This is a genomic window from Streptomyces sp. TLI_105, from assembly GCF_900105415.1.
Taxonomy (GTDB): Bacteria; Actinomycetota; Actinomycetes; order Streptomycetales; family Streptomycetaceae; genus Streptomyces.
Window position 1 is genome coordinate 240,120 of the sequence record NZ_FNSM01000002.1, and the last position, 17,673, is coordinate 257,792.

Sequence of the window (17,673 nt, forward strand, 5' to 3'; positions counted from 1 at the left end):
CCTCACGTGAGACGGAAAGCTCCTGATGGCTGGTGAGTGTCCTGAACGGATCGGGGTTCTGGGTCGTTCCGGTGCGTGTCTATAGTGCCGAAACCGGGCCTTGCAGGCCCTTCGAGGAGGAGAGGGCGTCGTGCCTGAGTTACTACAGAAGCAGCTCCTGGACGTCGAGGTCGCGTTCAGGGGTTTCGGGTTCCAGGAGTCGGACGACGCTGCGGTGCCCGTGCCGTTCGGGGACGGCTACGAGTGGGGGGTGTTCCTGGCTCAGCACGAGCGTCGCTTCGACCTGTTCAGCGCCGGTCACACCCACACCGCGGCGGTCACTGTCAGGATCTGGGACGCCGAGCCGGCATCCGAGCCTGTCGAGTGGGATGAGATCGGCGAGGTCGACTTCGAGACGACCACCGGGGATGTCGCGGTGTGGACCATGACCCTGGGGCGGTCGGAGCACCTGATCCAGCTCGGTGTTCCGGGCTGGTGGCGGGTCCGCGTCGGCTGTACCGGCCGTGCCGAGGTCGCGCGCGTCACGCAGAGCGAAGGCGTCGCCTACGGGGTAGAGAAGTACGTGATCGACTTCTGGCCCAAGGCCTGACCAGCTTGTGGCCAGCGCAGCGTCGGCGCCGGCCACAAGCCCTCATGTCAGTTGATCTTGACGATGAAGCCGTCTTCCAGGCCGTCGATGATCCGGTTGGCGGTGTAGAAGCCGCTCAGCAGGTTGCCGGCCGCGCCGTTCTGGGTTCCGGGAACGGGTAGGACGGAGAAGTTGTTCTTCTCGACGTGTACGTCGAACTCGGAGGCCGCGGAACCCTCATAGGTGGTGGCGAAGGGGAACTCGTCGCACTCCTTGTCGCCGGCGGCGTAGTTCGCGCCCCAGTAGCGGGTGCACTCGCGCACTGCGACCGCCCGGTTTCGGTCCCGCCGCCGCTTGTCCAGGAACAGGCGGTGCAAGGGTTCGTTCAGGTTGTCGCCGGGGACGTTCTTCAGCGCGTTCAGCGGCTTGGTGGCGGTCGCGTTGGTGAACGCCTGCTTGATGTGTTTGGCCACAGCCTCTTCTGGAGCGCCGGCCTTGGAGCTGTACTCGAGGGTGGCCATCATGCTGAATGCCGCGCCGCCCTTGTTGGCGGGGTTGCCGCCGCCGGTGGAGTTACGCAGGTAGGAGGCGGCGTCCCAGCGCGGGGCGAACATGAACGGCTTGCCTGTCACCGGGCTCGGTCCCACCCACCCGGGAGGCATGGTGTTGACGATCTCGGGCTGGTAGACGGCGGCGATGAGGTCTGCGGCACCGGCGCCGCTGCCCTGTCCGGGGGCGTAGCGCAGGGTGTGGGTGTAGTGGGGGCTGGCCTGCATCTGCGGCAGCGTCTTGGTAACCGGCAGTGTGTTGCTGAGGACCGGTCGCGCGGCTGCGGGCCAGTTCTGGGGGACGACGCCCTTCAGGCCGATGCGCATCCCGGCGGCGCCGGTGGTGCCGACGGAGATGAAGTCGGTGAGGTCGTAGTCGAAGTACATCGTGCGGTCGGACTCCTTCGGGACCGTGCCGCGGATGTACACGGTGTAGGAGCTGGTGCCGACTTGCCCTGACGACCTGGCCCAAACTGTGGTGACCTGCAGGGCGGTGCACACGGCGAACCGGGACTTGAGGTAGAGCCTCGCGGTGCCACCCATGTTCGCCTTGCACTCGGCCAGCGACATCGTCCGGGCCGGCTCCGGGTACGACACAGCCGCCGGGGCAGCCAGAGACTGGGAGGCCAGGGCGGGAGACGTGCGGGGAGTCACGGCGGGGATGGTGGTCTTCGTGCCGTAAGCGGCGGCGGGGCCGACCACCTCGAGCGGCGTCGTCGCTTCCGCTGTCGTCTCAGCTGCTGCCAGCTGTCGTTCGGCGCCCGTGCGAAGGTCGGGCAGGGAGGGGAGCGGGGAGCCTGCCGGCACCACGTAGGTGCGGGCTTGGCCAGGAGCGGATTCGGCGGCTGTCGCGGCAGTGGCGGTTGAGGCGAGCGGCAGCAGGGCGATCGTCGCCAGCGCGGATATCAGGGTCGTGCGTAAACGGCGAGGTCGTACAGCGGTGTTGATGGTTCCCCCAAGGGCGTGCGGTCAGATGTGGTCATGCGCCGGCCTTCGGGGCCGGGCGCGACACCAAGATCTACCGAATGCATGATCGAATCCTTTGTGGAGAAAGCGCTCTTGTCTGGATCCATCACAAAATTGGCTGGTCTATCGGCCGTAGAGGTCGGCACCCCAGGCAGCCAGGGGACGGGGGTTATGCATGTTGAAGAGCCGGTGACGCCTGCCGAGGGCAAGCGGATAGCCGCGACGGCCGTTCACCGAGATCGTCGGTGCTCACCAGAGGTGGCCCCGACGCCGGCCACCAGCCCCCGGCTGGCCTCATCACCCCGGGCACCCCAGCCCTGCCGGCAGAGCCGGGGGAGTGGGACATCCCGCGTATCCCGCTGCGCTACGACCGCGCGGTCATCGCCTCCACCGTCCTCATGAACCAGTTGCGTACCGTGCACCGCGCAGGGCGTGCCCGGTACTACGACGGCGTCGTCGTCGTCGTGCACCAGCAGGCCGCGATGCCCGAGCAGCTCCCCTAAGTCGGCCTCACGGTGTCGGCGGATCGTGGAGCGGGTTTCGGGTAGCGACAGTTGCGCCATTCGCCAACCTGTTCGAGCGTGCTGGCCTGATTTTTCCGCTGCCACGTAAACCGTGATCTCCCTCCTGTCGCAGGGACCTGGAGCGTGATGGGGTGCCCGGCGGGCGCGTACCACCCATCAAAAGGGGATCGCAGAAGTGAAGATCAACCGCTTACCGATATGGCGGCACCTAGCCGCCGGAGCCGCACTGGTCTTATGGGCCGGGACAGCGATGGGCACCGCAACGGCGGCTCCCGCACCTCCCACACCCGGCCTGGGAGTTTCTCCGGCCGCAGTCGCAGCAGCCGGACCTCAGGACCTGTCGGCCATCGCCGCCGGTGGCGTACGGCCGGTGTCAGGCCAGACCCCGTCAGCCGGCCCCAAGTTTTCCAAGTCGGGCACGGTGTGGAGGGTCATCACCCCTCAGGTGGTGCTGCGGAACACCGTGACCGACGCCGATGGCGACACCGCGAACCTGACGTTCCAGGTGTACACGACGAACGCGGACGGCACCCCGAAGGCACAGGTCGACCTCGACGGAACAGGCCAGTACGGCGTCCTGGTCTCTCCCTATGTCGCCTCGGGCGCCACCGCATCGGTGAAGGTGCCGTACGGCAAGCTGAAGCCTGGCGTGCTGTACAAGTTCCGCACCTCTGCCTATGACGGCAGCCTGTATGAGACGGACTGGTCGCCCTGGGCGGACTTCCGTATCGACCCCTACGTCAAGTTCCCAGCGCCCCAGGCCTCGTCGACGATCAACCCGCTGGCCCAGACGGAAACCGAGGTCACACGCACCGACCCGGGCGCTGTCGCTCTCACCGGTCTCAAGGCCACCGGCGAGCGGTCCTGCTCCACAGTCGATCCTCAGGGCCGCAAGCTGTGCATCGAGATCACCCCGCCGTCCAAGCAGAGCACACAGCCCACAGCACTCCCGCGGGTATCGGCGGCCGAACCTGTCGACCTGGTGTCGTGGTGCGGAAGCAAGCCGCTCGGCAAGGACTACATGAACCGCACCGAAGCGTGTCTGAAGAACCTCGGCACCGCCACGCTGATCTTCCTGGACACCGACCCTGAGCTGCCTGCCCTCGGCCTGGCCACATTCGACCTGCAGCAGCGGATCAAGACCTACCCGAACAAGGGCGCATCCGGTTCCGACTTCGCCGAGTTCGACCAGCAGCTCGTCGCCATGCCGAACAACATCGACGCCGCCCTTCAGGGCGTCAACCTCACCTGGCTGCCCAGCAACAACTGCTCGTCCTGCACCACCTCACAGACACGGTGGACAGACATCTACGGGGCCCCCGCTACCGGCCACTGGGGATTCTCCGAGGCCGGCCCCCTCAACGCCCGCTACGGCACCGTCCAGACCACCTGGTCCGGGACGGGCAAACAAACCATCGACCTTGGATGGGCTATCCGCGCCACCGTCGACGTCAGCCTGGACTCCTCTGCGACCGCGGACTTCGGGACCTCCGGCATCACTCAGGTCCGAGAGCTCGCGCCGCGCTGCGACGACATCGTCAAGGGCTCGGCACCGGGCTGCGTGCTGCCGTTCTTCAAAACGACCTGGACGGTGGACACCAACCTGTACCCGGCCGCGGGCGCGTACTACTGGTACATGCAGCAGGTGATGCCCGACCACGCCGGCTCCAAGCGGTGGGACTCCCTGATGCACTACCTGGGCCCGGACACACCGGTGAAGAACAGCACCGGCGGGACATGGACGTCGGACAACAGCCGCACCCGCGTGTGCGACAGCACCTGGAGCGTGCACCCCTCCGACCCGGCGGTCGGATCGGTCGACTGCGACGAGTTCGCGATGGCCTCGACCCACGAGTCCGGGGGCTACCCCAAGAGCGTCAACCTGGTGACCTCAGGAAGCAAGTGCGCCCAGTTGTTCACCGACAAGCTGGGCGACGGATCGGCGAACTTCGGCATCCTCGCCGACACCCGAACCGCGACGAACGGCCCCAGCGGCACCGAGCGGTGCGGACGTGCGGCGATCCCGAGCACGCAGAACCAGCAGGCGTTCAACGGGTTCCCGGCTCCGGCATGGCGGATGCTGGACGGCGACGGGTTCTTCGTGACCCTCCCGGGCTTCGAGCACTGCACGTCAGCCGCGACCACCTGCACGTGGCGCAAGATCGGCTGACGCAGACCGAACACCCATAGGTAGAAACGAGTGAGGGGGACCGGCCCGCAGGCCGGTCCCCCTCATGCTTCGTGATCAGCCGGCCAGGGGCCGCCATCGGTCTTCCTGCGCGGGATCGATGCTGCTCAGCCACACCAGTGCCCCGTCGGCTAGACCGGGCTTGTCGTTCGCGGCCAAGGCCGGAGCTTCGAGCATGTCGGCAGCATCCTCCAGGTAACTGACCAGGGTTTCACGCTCCTCGCCGGGACCTTCGTTGTAGCGGGACCATCGGCCCAGGTAACCGGTGGCAGTATCCAGGTAGAGGCCTGAAGTGCTGTCGGCCGGCCCCAGAGCGACCACCGGAATCCACGACGCCTTCCACACGGTGACCTGCTCTTCCTCAGGGCGGCTGGCGTTGAGCCTGTCCTGCTGGACCTGGGCATCCGTCTTCAGCCGGTAGACGGCAGCCACGGCCTCCAGAGACATCAAAGCCCTGTTCCCAGGAAGACACCCCCGGCTATTGACTCCGTCGTCACCCGCGATCAGCGTCCAAAGGACGCTCAGCTCGGAAGGCACCCGGATACCGAGTTCCTCCTCCAGAGCGGCAATGTCGGCAGGGCCGGCGCCGGCCCGGAGCGCGGCATGAGAGGCAGGGGCATGGTGCTCAAGCCATCCGGCAACACGGCGCCAGGCATCGGTGACCTCCCGGGCGGTGACCACATCGGCAGCGGGGGCAACAGTCCCGACGGACGACTCTTGGTCTCGTTCCTGGATTTTCACCGTGGGGGAGGGGGCCGGGTTCAGGTACCGGATCTCGATCCGGTCGGCCTCACGGATGTAGCCGATGATCAAGGCGGGACATTCCTCGAACAGCTCGCCATCGACCGTCACGGTGAGGATGCCGGGCAGACCCGAAGGCCGGCCCATGTCCGGGTCATCAGCCAGCTGGCCGGCTAACACCTTCAACGCGTAAGAGACGCCGCCCCCGAGCTGGGCAGCGGTATCGCGTATGTCCTGGGGAATCTCGACATTCACGGCCTGAAGCTCCTTGCTAGTCGGACGTAGGACGATGCCTCACACAGTAGGACGCCTACCAGCGCGGCAGAGTAGACAGCGGAGACTCCCGTAAGGCCCGCTGACGAATACGACCAGCGGTCGGGCAGACCTTGACGCTGGTACCGAGGTCCCTGCTGTACAAGGACGCAATACCCATCAAGGACGGGTCAGGGACAAGAGGATGGCGTGCGTACGCGCCGGTGCCGTGGGCGTGGAGAGCGTCGGCGAGCGCGGCGGCCGCGGTCTCCGCAGGCCCGGCACCCCAGCCGTCATCGTCCCCCTGCTGCGCCTGTCGGGGGAGGGCCTCGGGTCGGCTGAGGAGTACGGCCAGGGCCTGCGCCTCGGGTGCGTCCAGCGTCACGGTGACCAGCGCGGCACCGAGCTGGTGGACACGGTGCCGGGTCAGACCGTGAGCGGCGAGTGCCTGGCGCAGCGCCGCACTCGTCCCGGCCCTCGCCCTGCCGCCGACGGACTCGCTCGCCCCGGCTGCGGCCTGTTCGGCGCGCTCGACGACGGCGGCCGCGGCGGCCGGCACGACGGAGAGGATCTCCGCGCACTCCGGGTCGAGCTGGGCGAGCGAACCGGCGAGGACCTCGAGGGCGGCGGCCGTCCCCTCCACCGCGCCCGCGCTCCAGCGCGACGGGGCCGGCGGCGTCGGCCAGCGTGCACGCCGCGACGACGGCTTCCTCCGCCAGCGCCTCGACCCTGCCCGGCCCGGCCCGGCCCGGTAGTCAGCTTCATGTCCTGCCCAACGAGATGTGACCGCGCGAGGTGGTGCGCGCTGATCACATGATGACGCCCGCGACACCGCTGGCCGCCTCCGATCGCGGGGGCGCCGGTCAGCCCGTAGACCGGATGTATGGTGCTTCGGCCGCCGGTGGAACCGATGCTGGCCCAGGTCTGCGACACGGTACCCGCGCCGGGCGCGCTGCCCGGTGAGTTGCGATTTCAGCCCAAGCTCGACGGTTCTTCAGACACCTCGTGATGTCTCAGTCGACAGGTCGCCGGAGCCGTCTACAGCCCCTCAGCAGTATGAGAACTCAGGCTTGCGCGCGAAAGGAGTAAGGCGTGAGAGCCAGGCACTGGCTGCGCGGGGCTGTCCAGGACGGCGTCCTGGACAGCTAACGCTTCGTGCGGCTGGACGAAGCCTGCTGAGTGTCCGCTCCAGAGCTGACGTGCCGCAGGGTTTCCTGGGGGCCGTGCCAGTCCAGGCACATCACGGTGGCATCGTCTGCGAGTCGGCCCCCGGCGGCGTCCCGGACTGCGGACGTCAGTGTCAGCGCCGCCTCCCGCGGGTGCAGCTCCCGGGTGTGCTTCAGCAGGGCGAGCAGGTCGACCGACTCTCCATGACGTTCGAGCATGCCATCGGTCACGATGAGCAAACGGTCACCCGGGCGCAGATCGAGATCCTGGACACGGTAGGGGTGAGGCACGGACACGGGAAGCCCGAAGGGATGGTCCACCTCGCAGGTGATCGCTTCGGCAGTCCCGTCGCGCATGCGCAGTGGCCAGGGGTGGCCGGCATTGACGAGCTGGGCGCGGCCGGTGTGGAGGTTGATGCGCAGCAGTTGCCCGGTGGCGTGGCCGCGGTCGTGATCGGCCAGGGCCTGATCGGCCCGGTGGGCCTGCTCGGCGAGGCTGGCTCCTGCGCGGCGTGCGCCGCGCAGGGCGCCCACGAGTACGGTGGCGGCCAGGGCGGAATCGATGTCGTGGCCCATGGGGTCGGTCACCGACACGTGCAGGGTGTCGCGGTCCAGCGCGTAGTCGAAGGTGTCGCCGCTGAGGTCTTCCGAGGGCTCCAAGCTCCCGCACAAGGTGAACTGCGCGGCCTCGCACGACAGTGACGGGGGAAGGAGCTGGTACTGGATTTCGGCTGCCAGCGTGGGGGGCCTGGAGCGTTTGCCCCAGGTGTAGAGGTCGGTGAAACGTCCGTTGGCGATCACGACGTAGGCCAGGATGTGCGCGGCTTCACCGACCTCATTCAGGATGTCCTCGCTCGGGTCGACGGGCAGAAGCAGTTCCAGCAGTCCGATGGCATCGCCCCGGTTGGTGACCGGCACGATCACCCTCTGTCCCTGGCCGGTAGCCTCCTGATACAGCCGCTGGGTACGGATCACCTGCTCGTAGACACTGCCGAACATGGGGATCCGCTCCGCTTCCCGACCACCCCCCACACCGACGGCAGTGGTCAGGCGCGCCACCGCCTTCCCTGTGAGGTCCACGATGAGGAAGGACACCCGCGTGGCTCCGAACCGCTGCCGCAGGTCCTCAGCGACCACCGCGACGGCATCCACCGGCGCCGCTCTCTCCGCGGCAGTCAGCAGCCGGGGAAGTCCACTCTGCTCACCGCTCACGATCACGGTCCCTTCCACCGGCCCCGTCTCCAGCTTGGGGACCGTCACAGCAGGCGTCAATGCGTGAGGTCACGCGCGTTGATCAAGTTGTTCGTACATGAAGATGAATCGGCTCCGACGTCCACCTCAGGGCGCCGCCGTCTGGTCGCGCGACTCAGCGGGGCCCTGCCGTATCCACCCCCACCGCCGTACTCGCAGCCCCAGTCGTTTGAAGGGGCCCACGTCTCATGAGACACAGCAAAGTCTGGAGAATGACGGCTACCGGGCGATCGTCTTCACACCGTGGCCGGCGCCCGGTCCGCTGCTTGTGCAGTCCCGCCGCGGCAGCCTCCTGCAGAGCCGCTTCCCGGATCTCGTGGCCGCGGCCGCGGACCTGCCCGACGGCCTGGTCCTCGACGGCGAGCTGGTCGTGTGGGCCGAGGGCCGGATGTCGTTCGAGGCGCTCCAGCGGCGCGCAGTCTCCGGCGGCCGCACCGCCGCCCGCCTCGCCGCAGAGGCGCCGGCGCACTTCATCACCTTCGACGTCCTCCAGACCGACGGCCAGGAGCTGCTGCACGTCCCGTACGGCGAGCGGCGCGCAGCCGGAGCGGCTGTTCGCCGACCACCGGCTGAGCGCCCCGTGTACGTTCTGTCCGGAGACGACTGACCTGGCGACGGCGCAGGACTGGCTGACGTCCTGGACACAGGTGCCCGGCGTCGAAGGACTGGTGATCCGGGGGAGCGGCCAGCGGCATCTCCCGGGGGCCGTGCGCTCTACAAGGTGCGCCGCCGGAACTCCACCGAGACGATGGTCGGCGCCATCACTGGGACCGTACGCCGGCCGCAGACGCTCGTGCTGGGCCGCCTCGATGAGGCCGGGGCGCTTCGGCCTGTCGGCCGCAGTACGCCGCTACGGCCGGACGCTGCACGCAACCTGGCCGAGCGGCTGACACCGGCAGGGCCCCGGCACCCCTGGAAGGGAGTGCGGTTCACGACATCCTGGGGGTCGCGGACGCCGCTCGACGTTGTGCTGATCGAACCGGAGCTGGTCGCCGAGATCACGGTGGACACGGCGCTGGAGCGCGGAGCGTGGAGGCACCCGGTGCGCTTCGCACGTCTTCGACTGGACGTCGCGGTCGCGGACGTCCCGCCCTTCGGCGCGGGCGCCGAGCCCGCCAGCGGGTGACGGGCCCTGCTCACCGCCCCCGATGCTGTCAGGGGCCGCTGAGGATGTCGTAGGTGCCGATGCGGCGCCAGATGACGTGCGGTGTGCCGGGGCGGCACGCGTGGCTCTGTCGATGAGAACGGGTTCACGCGTGGCTCTGTCGATGAGAACGGGTTCTGGCACAACTTCCGTGAAACCGCGCCGGCCGGGCTCGTGTCCGCCTCTGGACGAGCCGCTGATCTGCCGATTTACCAGGGGCGTCGGCCTCGGATACCGGCGGATCGGTTCGGCTTCACGGAAGTTGTGCCAGAACCCCACTTCGGGAGGCACCTGCTTCCGGCTCTGTTCGATGTTCATGACCTGGGCAGCACAGTCCCGGGCTGAGGCAACCTCGATGGGGTGTCAGCCCCTTCTGCCAGCATGCCGCCGTGACAGATATACGTGATCAGCGTCCCGCCGAAGCCACTCTCGAATTCCTGCGCTCCGCGTTCCCGCCGGAATGGCGCGAGCCGCCGCTCGGACATGAAGCCGTCGCGGGCTGGGAGCAGGAGAACGGGGTGATCCTTCCGGAGCCGTACAGGACGTTCATCGCGGAGATCAGCAACGGGTCCGGCCTCGGTCCCGCCGGCGACGGCGGTCTCCAGCCGCTCGGCTGGCTGCCCGACACGTGGCCCGACCTCGGCCCGCGGCAGCCGGGCGAACCGTTCCCCCTGGAGGCAGCGTGGCCCTGGGAGGACGACGAGAGTGTCGATCCCGAGGACCCGCGGATCGACGCCGCATTCAACAGGGGGTCCATCGTTCTCGGGTCCGAGGACGGACAGTCGTTCTGGCTCCTGCTGACCACCGGCCCCCGCCGCGGTGAGGTGTGGATGATCGCCGACGTCGGCGCCGTCCCGGCGCCCGGAGACCAGGCATGGGGCTTTGAGGAGTGGGTGCAGCGCTGGCGCACCGGCAACGACTGGTGGGACTGAACGCTCCGTACTGACCGGTCGCAGGTCACGGGCTGTTCGAATCCTGGGTGCCTCCCGAAGTGGTGAACATTCGCTGTCCGTACTCAGGTTCTGGTCCACTTTCCGTGGAGGCTCACGGATCGTGATGTCAGTGGTGTGTGGTGGGATGGCCGGACTCTGCCGTTGACCTGCTGGGAGACCGTCGTGACGTCTTCGTACTCGTCCCTGGCTCGTGCCTTGGCCGAGGCTTTGGTCGATGTCCTGTGGTTCATCGAGGGCAGTGAAGACGAGCAGATGGATCAGGACGATGCGGTCAGGGTCATGGAGGGCGTCGCCCACGTGGTCAGTACACTGTCGAGTGATCAGCAGCAGGAGCTGGTCGCCCTGCTTGGGGCGATGGCAGCTGTCGAATCCAACCCCGCTCGCCGTGAGTTCCTGGAGGAGTTCCCGGAGGGCTTCGGGCTCATCGACGATCTGTCCTGAAGGTTCGGCTTGCCGTGCAAGGCCAGCACCAAACCGTGCCGCGGCGGTTGATCCTCCACCCAGACTCGTCACCATGAACTCGACGATGTTGGATGGGCGGCATGGTGAGACGCAAGAAGGAGAAGAAGAAGGGGCCCGCCTGGGGCATTCCGCAGGGGATCTTCCTGTTTGCGACGCCGGAAGGCTGGCGCACCAGCGTCCTCACCGAAAGCGGAAATCTCTGCGGACGGCTGGACGTCCCGATCAACACCGACCCGCAAGACGCGCGGGCTGCGGCGGCGGTGATGGTGACGGAACTCGCGCGCGACTTCCACGACACCGACGTCGAGGTGAGCTGGGATCCGCCCAAGGAACCTTGGTCATGGACCGCCCAGGTCACTCTCGCCGCCGAAAGCGACTCACCTTCTCCGGACGCCGAAGGCTGAACGGCAAGCTCAGGAGTAGAGCAGAACGCGCTTGCGGAGGAGTTCGAAGCCTGCTCGGCCGAACATCTGGCGCTTGAGCATCTTGATCCGGTTGACATGGCCTTCGACGACCCCGGAGTTCCACGGCTGTGAGAGTCCGGCGGTGACGGCGTCGAGGTCGCGCTCCAGGTGCCGGGCGAATCGCTGGAGGCTGGGCAGGTCGGCCGCGGCTGCCGCTTCGATCCAGGCCGGCAGTCGGTGGCCTTGCAGCTGGGTCAGCATGTGTGCGAAGGAGCGCACGTGCTTGGCGAGTGCGTCGAGTTCGGGATAGTTGGCCAGCACGGCCTTGAGCTGGAGCCGGTCGTTCTCGGCCAGGGCGTCGGGGTGGGTGAGGATCCAGCGGGTGACGGCGCGAGCGGATGGCGGTCGGAGGCCGACCGGTTGGGGCTTGCCGCGTAGGTTCCTGCTGACGTAGGCGCGGACGTTGCCGTAGCCGTCGGGGTAGCCCTGTGCCTTGATCTCCTCCCACAGTTTCCAGGCGTTGGTGCAGCCCTCCTGCCATCGCTGGTCGAGGTAGGGCTTGTACACGTCCAGCTTGGTGGGTCGGCTTTGCCACTGACCGGTGAACAGTCGCTCCGGCTCGGTGGCGCGGGAGAATCGGAGAACGGTGTTGAGGCCCATGCCGAGCTGCCGGGCGATGGACCGCTTGCTGTGACCGGCGGCCAGCAGGGCGTGGACGGTGGCGTGCTTGGCGCGGGTGCCTTCGGCGAACCGGTGGCCCGTGGGCCACGGCGAGGCCGTGGGCGACTCCGGCGCCTGGTACGGCTCCTGCGGTGACTCAGGTGCAGGCCGCAGGCAGGCGCGGTGCCGATAGACGCACTTCTCGGCGGCTTCGCCGAGGTTGTACCAGAGGTGCCATCGGTCGGCGACCTGGAGCGCTTGAGGGGCGCCGCGGGTGGCGCCCTCGGCGTAGAAGAGGGCGCGGTGCCGGCAAATGATGTCGATTTCGGGCCGTTCGGACAGCCAGGCCGCGAGGGTGTCCGCCTCCCGGTCCGGCAGGAGGTCAACCGGCCGGCGTGTCTCGACGTCGACGAGGACGGTTCCGTAGATCCGGCCCTTGCGCTGAGCGTATTCGTCGACGCCGAGCACGCGGGGCGTGGCGGTGGGCGGATCCGGCAGTGAGGTGATCAGCCTCAGCAGGGTGTTCCGGCCGACTCGTATCCCGAAAACGTCCGTCATTTGGGCGCCGGCGCGTCCCGCGAGCGCGAGACCGATCGAGACGAGCGTCGATCGCAGCCGTTCCGTCCGGCGAGCGAATCGACGGGTGAGGCCGGGCACCTGCTCGGCAAACGTCTTACGCGGGCAGGAGCTCTCGGCGCAGACGAACCGGCGCACCCGCAACGACATGACGACGAGCTTGCCCGACGTGGGTAGATCTCGGGGAAAGCGCAGGTAGGAGCCGTGTATTCGACTCGACCAGCACCCGCAGCCCGGACAGGCCGCCCACCCGGCCGTGGACCGGGCCTCCACTCTTACGACAGCGTCAGTCACGTCGACCGACTCCACCGACATGTTCTCCACCGCCCCGAACAGCAGCTCTTCCAGCTGCGGCCGCACGTTGTTCACGGCGCAGAACTGTCGACGCCATCACCCTCTGGCAGATCGATTTTCGGGCGATGTCACCGGCCGTCGAACGACGACCAATCGTCACGCTGTGTACGCGACCACAAGAAGTGGACCAGAGCCGCGTTACACCGACGAAGCCACGTGGCGCAGTATTGGCACGGCACCCTCATGCGTCGCCGTAGTGGCTCCGCATCACCTCCGTCAACTGCTTGGGCCAGACCATCTGACAGCCGTGGCACCGGCGCCGGATGACGTGCTCGGCGGTGGGGAAGTTGGACTGCACGGAGCGCACCCCCGCTTCCCATCGCCGCAAACAGGGGCGCGGCATCACCATCCACTACGACAAGGGTCCGGCTGCTACTGCGTTAGCTCGCATCACGCTCGGCAGACGCCCCCTGGCAGCGCCCCGGCCATAACCAAAACGGGCGCGTTCACCCAGGGCTGCGGCCACGGTGACGCGCTGGGGGAGTGGCTTCCTATAGGAGCCGGCATTACCGTGGAATGGCGAGGACCTGCGTGGCCCCTTTGGGACCGCGTCGTTCGAGTGGAGCGGGGGATCGCTTATGGATGCCAGCCTGACCGCAGCGGAGATCACGCCCTACGTCGTCACCGCGATCAGTACCTATGGGACCGCCGTACTCACCCGCGCCAGAGACCAGGCAGCGGACGCCACTGTGTCGCTCGGGCGGGAGATCCTGCAGCGGTTCACGCGCCGTAACCGGCGCCGGGCGGAACTCGAATCCGCTGTCCGGGACGTGGCAGAAGACCCTCAGGACGCGGATTCTCAGGCGGCCCTGCGCGGCCAGTTGCGCCGCATTCTCGAAGGCGAGCCCGAGCTGGCCGCCGAGCTCGCGACGCTGCTCGCCCAGTCGGGCGCCCGCGTCGCGGCGACCGGCGAGCGCGCCGTGAGCGTTGAGCAGATGTCCAACAGTGCCATCGTCACCGGCGACAACAACCGGATCAACAGGTGACCCCTGAGTCCTCGCCTGCAGGTGGTCGCTGGGTCGCCGCCGAGCACATCATCGATTCCGTCGTGGTGACCGGTGACGGGAACATTGTCATCTACTACGCCGACGGCGGCCAGGCAGAACCCGCCGCGCCCGGCTCCCGCGCCGATGCCGAACGCTTGCTCTTCGGCCCTGAACCTATCGCCTCGGCGTCACGGCCATGGACCTGGCTGGCCCCCGAGACCGCACTGCACCCCTTGGTGAGCCGGCCCGAGGAAGCGGACCTCGTGGAGTGGGCCCGCGAGGGCCGGGACACCGTGGCACGGCTCGTCTGTGCCCCCTCCGGCCAGGGGAAGACCACCCTGGCGCGCCAAGTCTGCGCCCAGCTCAGGGACCTGGGCTGGACGGCTGGCATCCTCGACCTCGAGCGCGCCTCCGCCCCGCACACCGCTGGCGCAGCGTCGATGGTCAGCTCACTTTCCCGGGCGGCCCGCCGCTGGGACCGGCAACTCGCCGCCGTCGCCGCGCTGCCCCGCTTGTCGGGACGGGCCCTTCTCGTGATCGACTCCGCAGAAGTACACCGGTCGCGGATCGAGGAACTGCTTCACACCATCACAGAACTTCCCGCCGTGCACGAGGTACCGCCCGTCAAGCTGCTCCTGCTCGCCCGGGACACCGGAGAGTGGTGGGAAGAACTGTCCGTCGGCAGCCACCGCCATCACTGGATCGAACGACAAGTTGCACGGCTGCCACCCCTCACGGAGGGGATGGGGGTCACCGAACTGGACGCGCTGTGGCGCGACGCGACCGGCGGATTCCTGCAGGCCGCGAAGCAGGCCGGCATGAGCGTGGCGGCAAGCTCGGCGCATGGGATCGGCGACGACCGCCCCACCACCGTCCCCACCACACTGCATCTGTACGCCGCTGCGTTGCTGCGCGTCCTCGACGCCGTGGAAGGCCGGACCACTTCGCTGCACGATCGGGAGCACCCGATCACAGGGCTGGTCGAACACGAACAGCGTTATGTGGCGGGCGTGCTCACCGCCGCCGGTCTCCCCGTCGGCCACGAACACGCGCGTCTGCTCCTCGCCCTGGTCTGCCTGCACGCCCCGTCAGACGAACCGTCCGCGCTGCGGACCCTGCGACGCGTCGACAAGACGACACCGGACGACGATCTCGCCAGGATGGCGAGAGAACTCCAGGTCATCTACCCGGACGGCGACCGCTCGCTCTGGAAGGCACCCGGGCCGGACCGCCTGGCCGACTCGGTGCTGCACACATTGGCGGCCGACAGCCGCTCGGACGGCGAAGCCGAGCATTTGTTGCGCGCCCTGTGCACCACGGACGACTGGTTCGAAGGCAGGGACTGCGCACGCGTCCTCATCAGAGCGCTGGCGACAGCGGACGAGGAGCCCACCACCTTGGCGGAGGTCTCCCGCTGCCTCGACAGCGTCGTACGCACGCTGATCCTCGAACACCCTCGCGGCTTCGCACCGGCCGCGCTGGACACAGCCCCTGAAAGGTTCGAGCAGCAGATTTTGGCAGCGGTCGCAGCAGGGGGCACGGCCTCTGACATGTCCGGCCTGGCCTTCTCCGAACTGGAGGCACTCGACCTCCTCGTCGGTTCCGCCCCGGCCGGCAACAGCCGGACGAGGATTTGCCTCGCGATCTCCGGCAAACTCCTCCACTCGGAGCGGCTGGCATGGCTGGGCACGGGGCCCTGGCAGACGAGTGACCGGCTGGCGAGACTCGCCCAGTACGCCCGCGACCTGCGGCGGATCGACGACGTCCAGGGCGCCTCCCGTGCCGCGGAGGAAGCAGTGGCACTGGTGCGCCGGATGTGCGAGTCCGGGGAGGCAGCGGCCAGCGGACACATCGCCTTACGAATGTCCCGGGCGAGCGGCAATCTGGCCACAGCCGGCCAGAACGATGCCGCACTCGTGCTCAGCACCGCGGCGGCCGAGAGCGCGTGGGCGACGCTGTCTTCTCCGGACCCTCTGAACACCGCCCAACGTGCGGCAGTCTTGAACCAGCACTCCCAGCGGCTGTTCGACGTCGGACAGACCGCTGCCGCCGCTAACTGCTCCGGTGAGGCGCTGCAGCTGTACCACGACGCCGCAGAGAGCGACCCCGGCCGCCACGACCTGGAGCTGACCGCGGCCATGGCCGACTACGGCATGAAGCTGCGGGCGGTGGGGCGCCCGCAGCAGGCGGCACCGCATCTCGCCGAAGCGCTCTCCGCCTACCGGCGGCATCTCGCAGTCGACGACCGGCCAGGCACCCGGTACGGCCTCGTGAGGACACTGCGTTCGTACGGAGCTGTCCTTTGCGATCTCGGACGGGCGGACCAGGCCGTCCCCCATGTGGAGGAAGCGGTGAACGTGCAGCGGGGTCTTGCCGCGCTGGACCCCGATGCCGTCCTGGACTTGGCGGCCGCGCTCGGCCAGTCCGGAGCGACGTTCGCCGAGACCGGTTCCGCCGAGGCCGCGCGCCGCGAGTTGGAGGAGGCCGTCGACATACTCCGCAGTCTGCACGGCGAGCCGCGGGCAGCAGGGGAACTGGCGAGCGCGCTGGCCAACCTCGGTGCATGGCACGGCGAGTTCGGTGACGCGGCACACGCAGTGAGCCTTCTCGAAGAGGCACTGGCCCTCAAGGAGGACCAGGATCGGGGCCTCGAGGAAACGGTGGACGACATCAAGGCCACCGCGCACAACCTGTCGCTGGCCCTGCGCAGATCGAGGGAGGACGCACGGGCTCAGGAGGTCCGCGCCCGATACCACCTAGACACCCGGCAGGAAGAACCGTCCATGCCGGGTATACGAACGGCTGATGAGGTCAAGGCCGAGATCCCGCCGGTCACCGAGGAGATGAGGGCCGCTGCGCGACGGATGCCAGGAGGGTATCTGTACGCGGTCGACCCCGCCTTCGACCCTCAGGGCGAGGTGCCCGGGCACGGTATCCGAGGCGCGTTCCGCATCGACGCCGACGGTGAGATCACCGACTACATGGCCAACGAACGCTATCGCCCCACGCCTGTCGCATTGTGCTTCCCACCGGCTACGGATGCCGTGGACGAGGCCGCCCAGCTGGCCAGCACCGGCTATGGATCCCAGGAGGCAGTGGTGCAGGCACTCGAGTCCGCGACGGTCGCGGTGGCCGGCCCGGCCCTTTCCAGGAAGATGTTCCGGAGAAAACCCCGCGAGACAGCCATTTTCACCGCACCGATTCACATGTCCGAAGGCGTCGCGACCACCAGGATGTCCGGCGCGGAACTCCTCTCGGCCCTCCCGCAGCAGGCCGTGATCCACATCAACCCGGGCAGCCCAGGCGCCTACCGTCTCAACAGATCCGACGAGACCACGCCCTTTCCCGCACCCGCCAAGACAGCCCATCCCACCGCCCCACCGTCTTCGCCAACACCCTTTTCCCCTTCTCCTCTCGCTTCCCCGCCCTCCGCCCCTCCCGAGGACGAGGTCGCCCAGCTGTGTGCCCTGCACGCCGCCGGTGAGCCGGTCCTGGGGCAGCTGACGGCCACTTTGCGCAGAAGCCGCGTCTGGTATGTCACGGGAGGTGACGAGAGACGCCGCCTCGTAGTCGCTCAGGCGTATGACGGCCGTTCCGTCGTCTTCGTCTACAGTTCGCGCGCGTACGCCTCGGCCAGCGGGGGACTGGACTTCGTCGAAGGGGGCCGGTTGTCCGAGGGGACGATGAGCGACCTCCTCAAGCAGATCCCTTCCTCCACCTACGTAGTGATCAACAACGAGGGCCCGCATCCGCTGCAGATCGCGGCCTCTGCACTGTTGGCCTACGGCTGAAGCACGTGGCAGCTGGTCACTTCGAGCATCAAGGCTGCCCGGTCTGATCGCGGCGAGTAGCTCGGGAGGGACTGACGGACTGTGGTGCGTCCCTGGTTGGGCGACGGTGTCTAGCCATGGCTTTCTTCGAGTGGATGGG

Annotated in this window: 15 protein-coding genes; 10 read left to right on the top strand and 5 right to left on the bottom strand. The window is 68.1% G+C overall.

Annotation, left to right across the window (positions count from 1 at the left end; genetic code table 11):
- Positions 1-130: 130 nt before the first annotated feature.
- Entirely contained in the window at positions 131-589 is a 459-nt protein-coding gene (locus BLW86_RS40460) for a hypothetical protein (protein WP_093879287.1), read from the top strand.
- A gap of 47 nt (positions 590-636) precedes the next feature.
- On the opposite strand, the gene BLW86_RS43755 is transcribed toward BLW86_RS40460, so the two are convergent.
- Positions 637-1,770, bottom strand: coding sequence for a NucA/NucB deoxyribonuclease domain-containing protein (locus BLW86_RS43755; protein WP_256341791.1), 1,134 nt, complete (start codon positions 1,768-1,770; stop codon positions 637-639).
- A gap of 557 nt (positions 1,771-2,327) precedes the next feature.
- On the opposite strand from BLW86_RS43755, the gene BLW86_RS40470 reads away from it, so the two are divergent.
- Positions 2,328-2,585, top strand: coding sequence for a hypothetical protein (locus tag BLW86_RS40470; protein WP_093879288.1), 258 nt, complete (start codon positions 2,328-2,330; stop codon positions 2,583-2,585).
- A gap of 196 nt (positions 2,586-2,781) precedes the next feature.
- Positions 2,782-4,776 (top strand): hypothetical protein, encoded by a 1,995-nt coding sequence (locus BLW86_RS40475; RefSeq protein WP_093879289.1) that lies wholly within the window; start codon positions 2,782-2,784, stop codon positions 4,774-4,776.
- Positions 4,777-4,851: 75 nt separating this feature from the next.
- On the opposite strand, the gene BLW86_RS40480 is transcribed toward BLW86_RS40475, so the two are convergent.
- The 3 genes from BLW86_RS40480 to BLW86_RS40490 all read right to left on the bottom strand — a co-directional run bounded on the left by BLW86_RS40480 (position 4,852) and on the right by BLW86_RS40490 (position 8,165).
- Positions 4,852-5,790, bottom strand: coding sequence for an SMI1/KNR4 family protein (locus BLW86_RS40480; RefSeq protein WP_093879290.1), 939 nt, complete (start codon positions 5,788-5,790; stop codon positions 4,852-4,854).
- Between the two features lie 55 nt (positions 5,791-5,845).
- A complete protein-coding gene (locus tag BLW86_RS40485) occupies positions 5,846-6,430 on the bottom strand; it encodes a hypothetical protein (protein WP_093879291.1) in 585 nt (194 codons plus the stop codon).
- A 502-nt stretch (positions 6,431-6,932) separates the two neighbouring features.
- Positions 6,933-8,165, bottom strand: coding sequence for a PP2C family protein-serine/threonine phosphatase (locus BLW86_RS40490; protein ID WP_093879342.1), 1,233 nt, complete (start codon positions 8,163-8,165; stop codon positions 6,933-6,935).
- A 103-nt stretch (positions 8,166-8,268) separates the two neighbouring features.
- Here BLW86_RS40490 and BLW86_RS43855 point away from each other — a divergent pair, with 103 nt between their 5' ends.
- From BLW86_RS43855 to BLW86_RS40510, 5 genes are all read left to right on the top strand, one after another.
- Positions 8,269-8,811, top strand: coding sequence for an ATP-dependent DNA ligase (locus BLW86_RS43855; protein WP_305633958.1), 543 nt, complete (start codon positions 8,269-8,271; stop codon positions 8,809-8,811).
- A 360-nt stretch (positions 8,812-9,171) separates the two neighbouring features.
- Positions 9,172-9,330: a hypothetical protein gene (locus BLW86_RS43765; protein WP_256341793.1), complete on the top strand. Its 159-nt coding sequence runs from the start codon at positions 9,172-9,174 to the stop codon at positions 9,328-9,330.
- Positions 9,331-9,737: 407 nt separating this feature from the next.
- A complete protein-coding gene (locus BLW86_RS40500) occupies positions 9,738-10,280 on the top strand; it encodes an SMI1/KNR4 family protein (protein WP_143060372.1) in 543 nt (180 codons plus the stop codon).
- Positions 10,281-10,463: 183 nt separating this feature from the next.
- Positions 10,464-10,742 carry a hypothetical protein gene (locus BLW86_RS40505; RefSeq protein WP_256341794.1) on the top strand — a complete coding sequence of 93 codons (279 nt, stop codon included), beginning with the start codon at positions 10,464-10,466 and terminating at the stop codon, positions 10,740-10,742.
- 101 nt (positions 10,743-10,843) lie between these two features.
- Positions 10,844-11,167, top strand: a complete 324-nt coding sequence (locus BLW86_RS40510; RefSeq protein WP_143060373.1) for a hypothetical protein — start codon at positions 10,844-10,846, stop codon at positions 11,165-11,167.
- A gap of 9 nt (positions 11,168-11,176) precedes the next feature.
- Here BLW86_RS40510 and BLW86_RS40515 read toward each other — a convergent pair whose 3' ends face one another.
- Complete coding sequence (locus BLW86_RS40515; protein ID WP_093879294.1) at positions 11,177-12,772, bottom strand: ISL3 family transposase; 1,596 nt, start codon at positions 12,770-12,772, stop codon at positions 11,177-11,179.
- Positions 12,773-13,335: 563 nt separating this feature from the next.
- Between BLW86_RS40515 and BLW86_RS40520 the strand changes: the two genes are divergently transcribed.
- Positions 13,336-13,743, top strand: coding sequence for a hypothetical protein (locus BLW86_RS40520; protein WP_093879295.1), 408 nt, complete (start codon positions 13,336-13,338; stop codon positions 13,741-13,743).
- Complete coding sequence (locus tag BLW86_RS40525) at positions 13,740-17,534, top strand: type VII secretion system-associated protein (protein WP_093879296.1); 3,795 nt, start codon at positions 13,740-13,742, stop codon at positions 17,532-17,534. The genes BLW86_RS40520 and BLW86_RS40525 overlap by 4 nt, the downstream gene beginning before the upstream one ends.
- Positions 17,535-17,673: the final 139 nt, after the last annotated feature.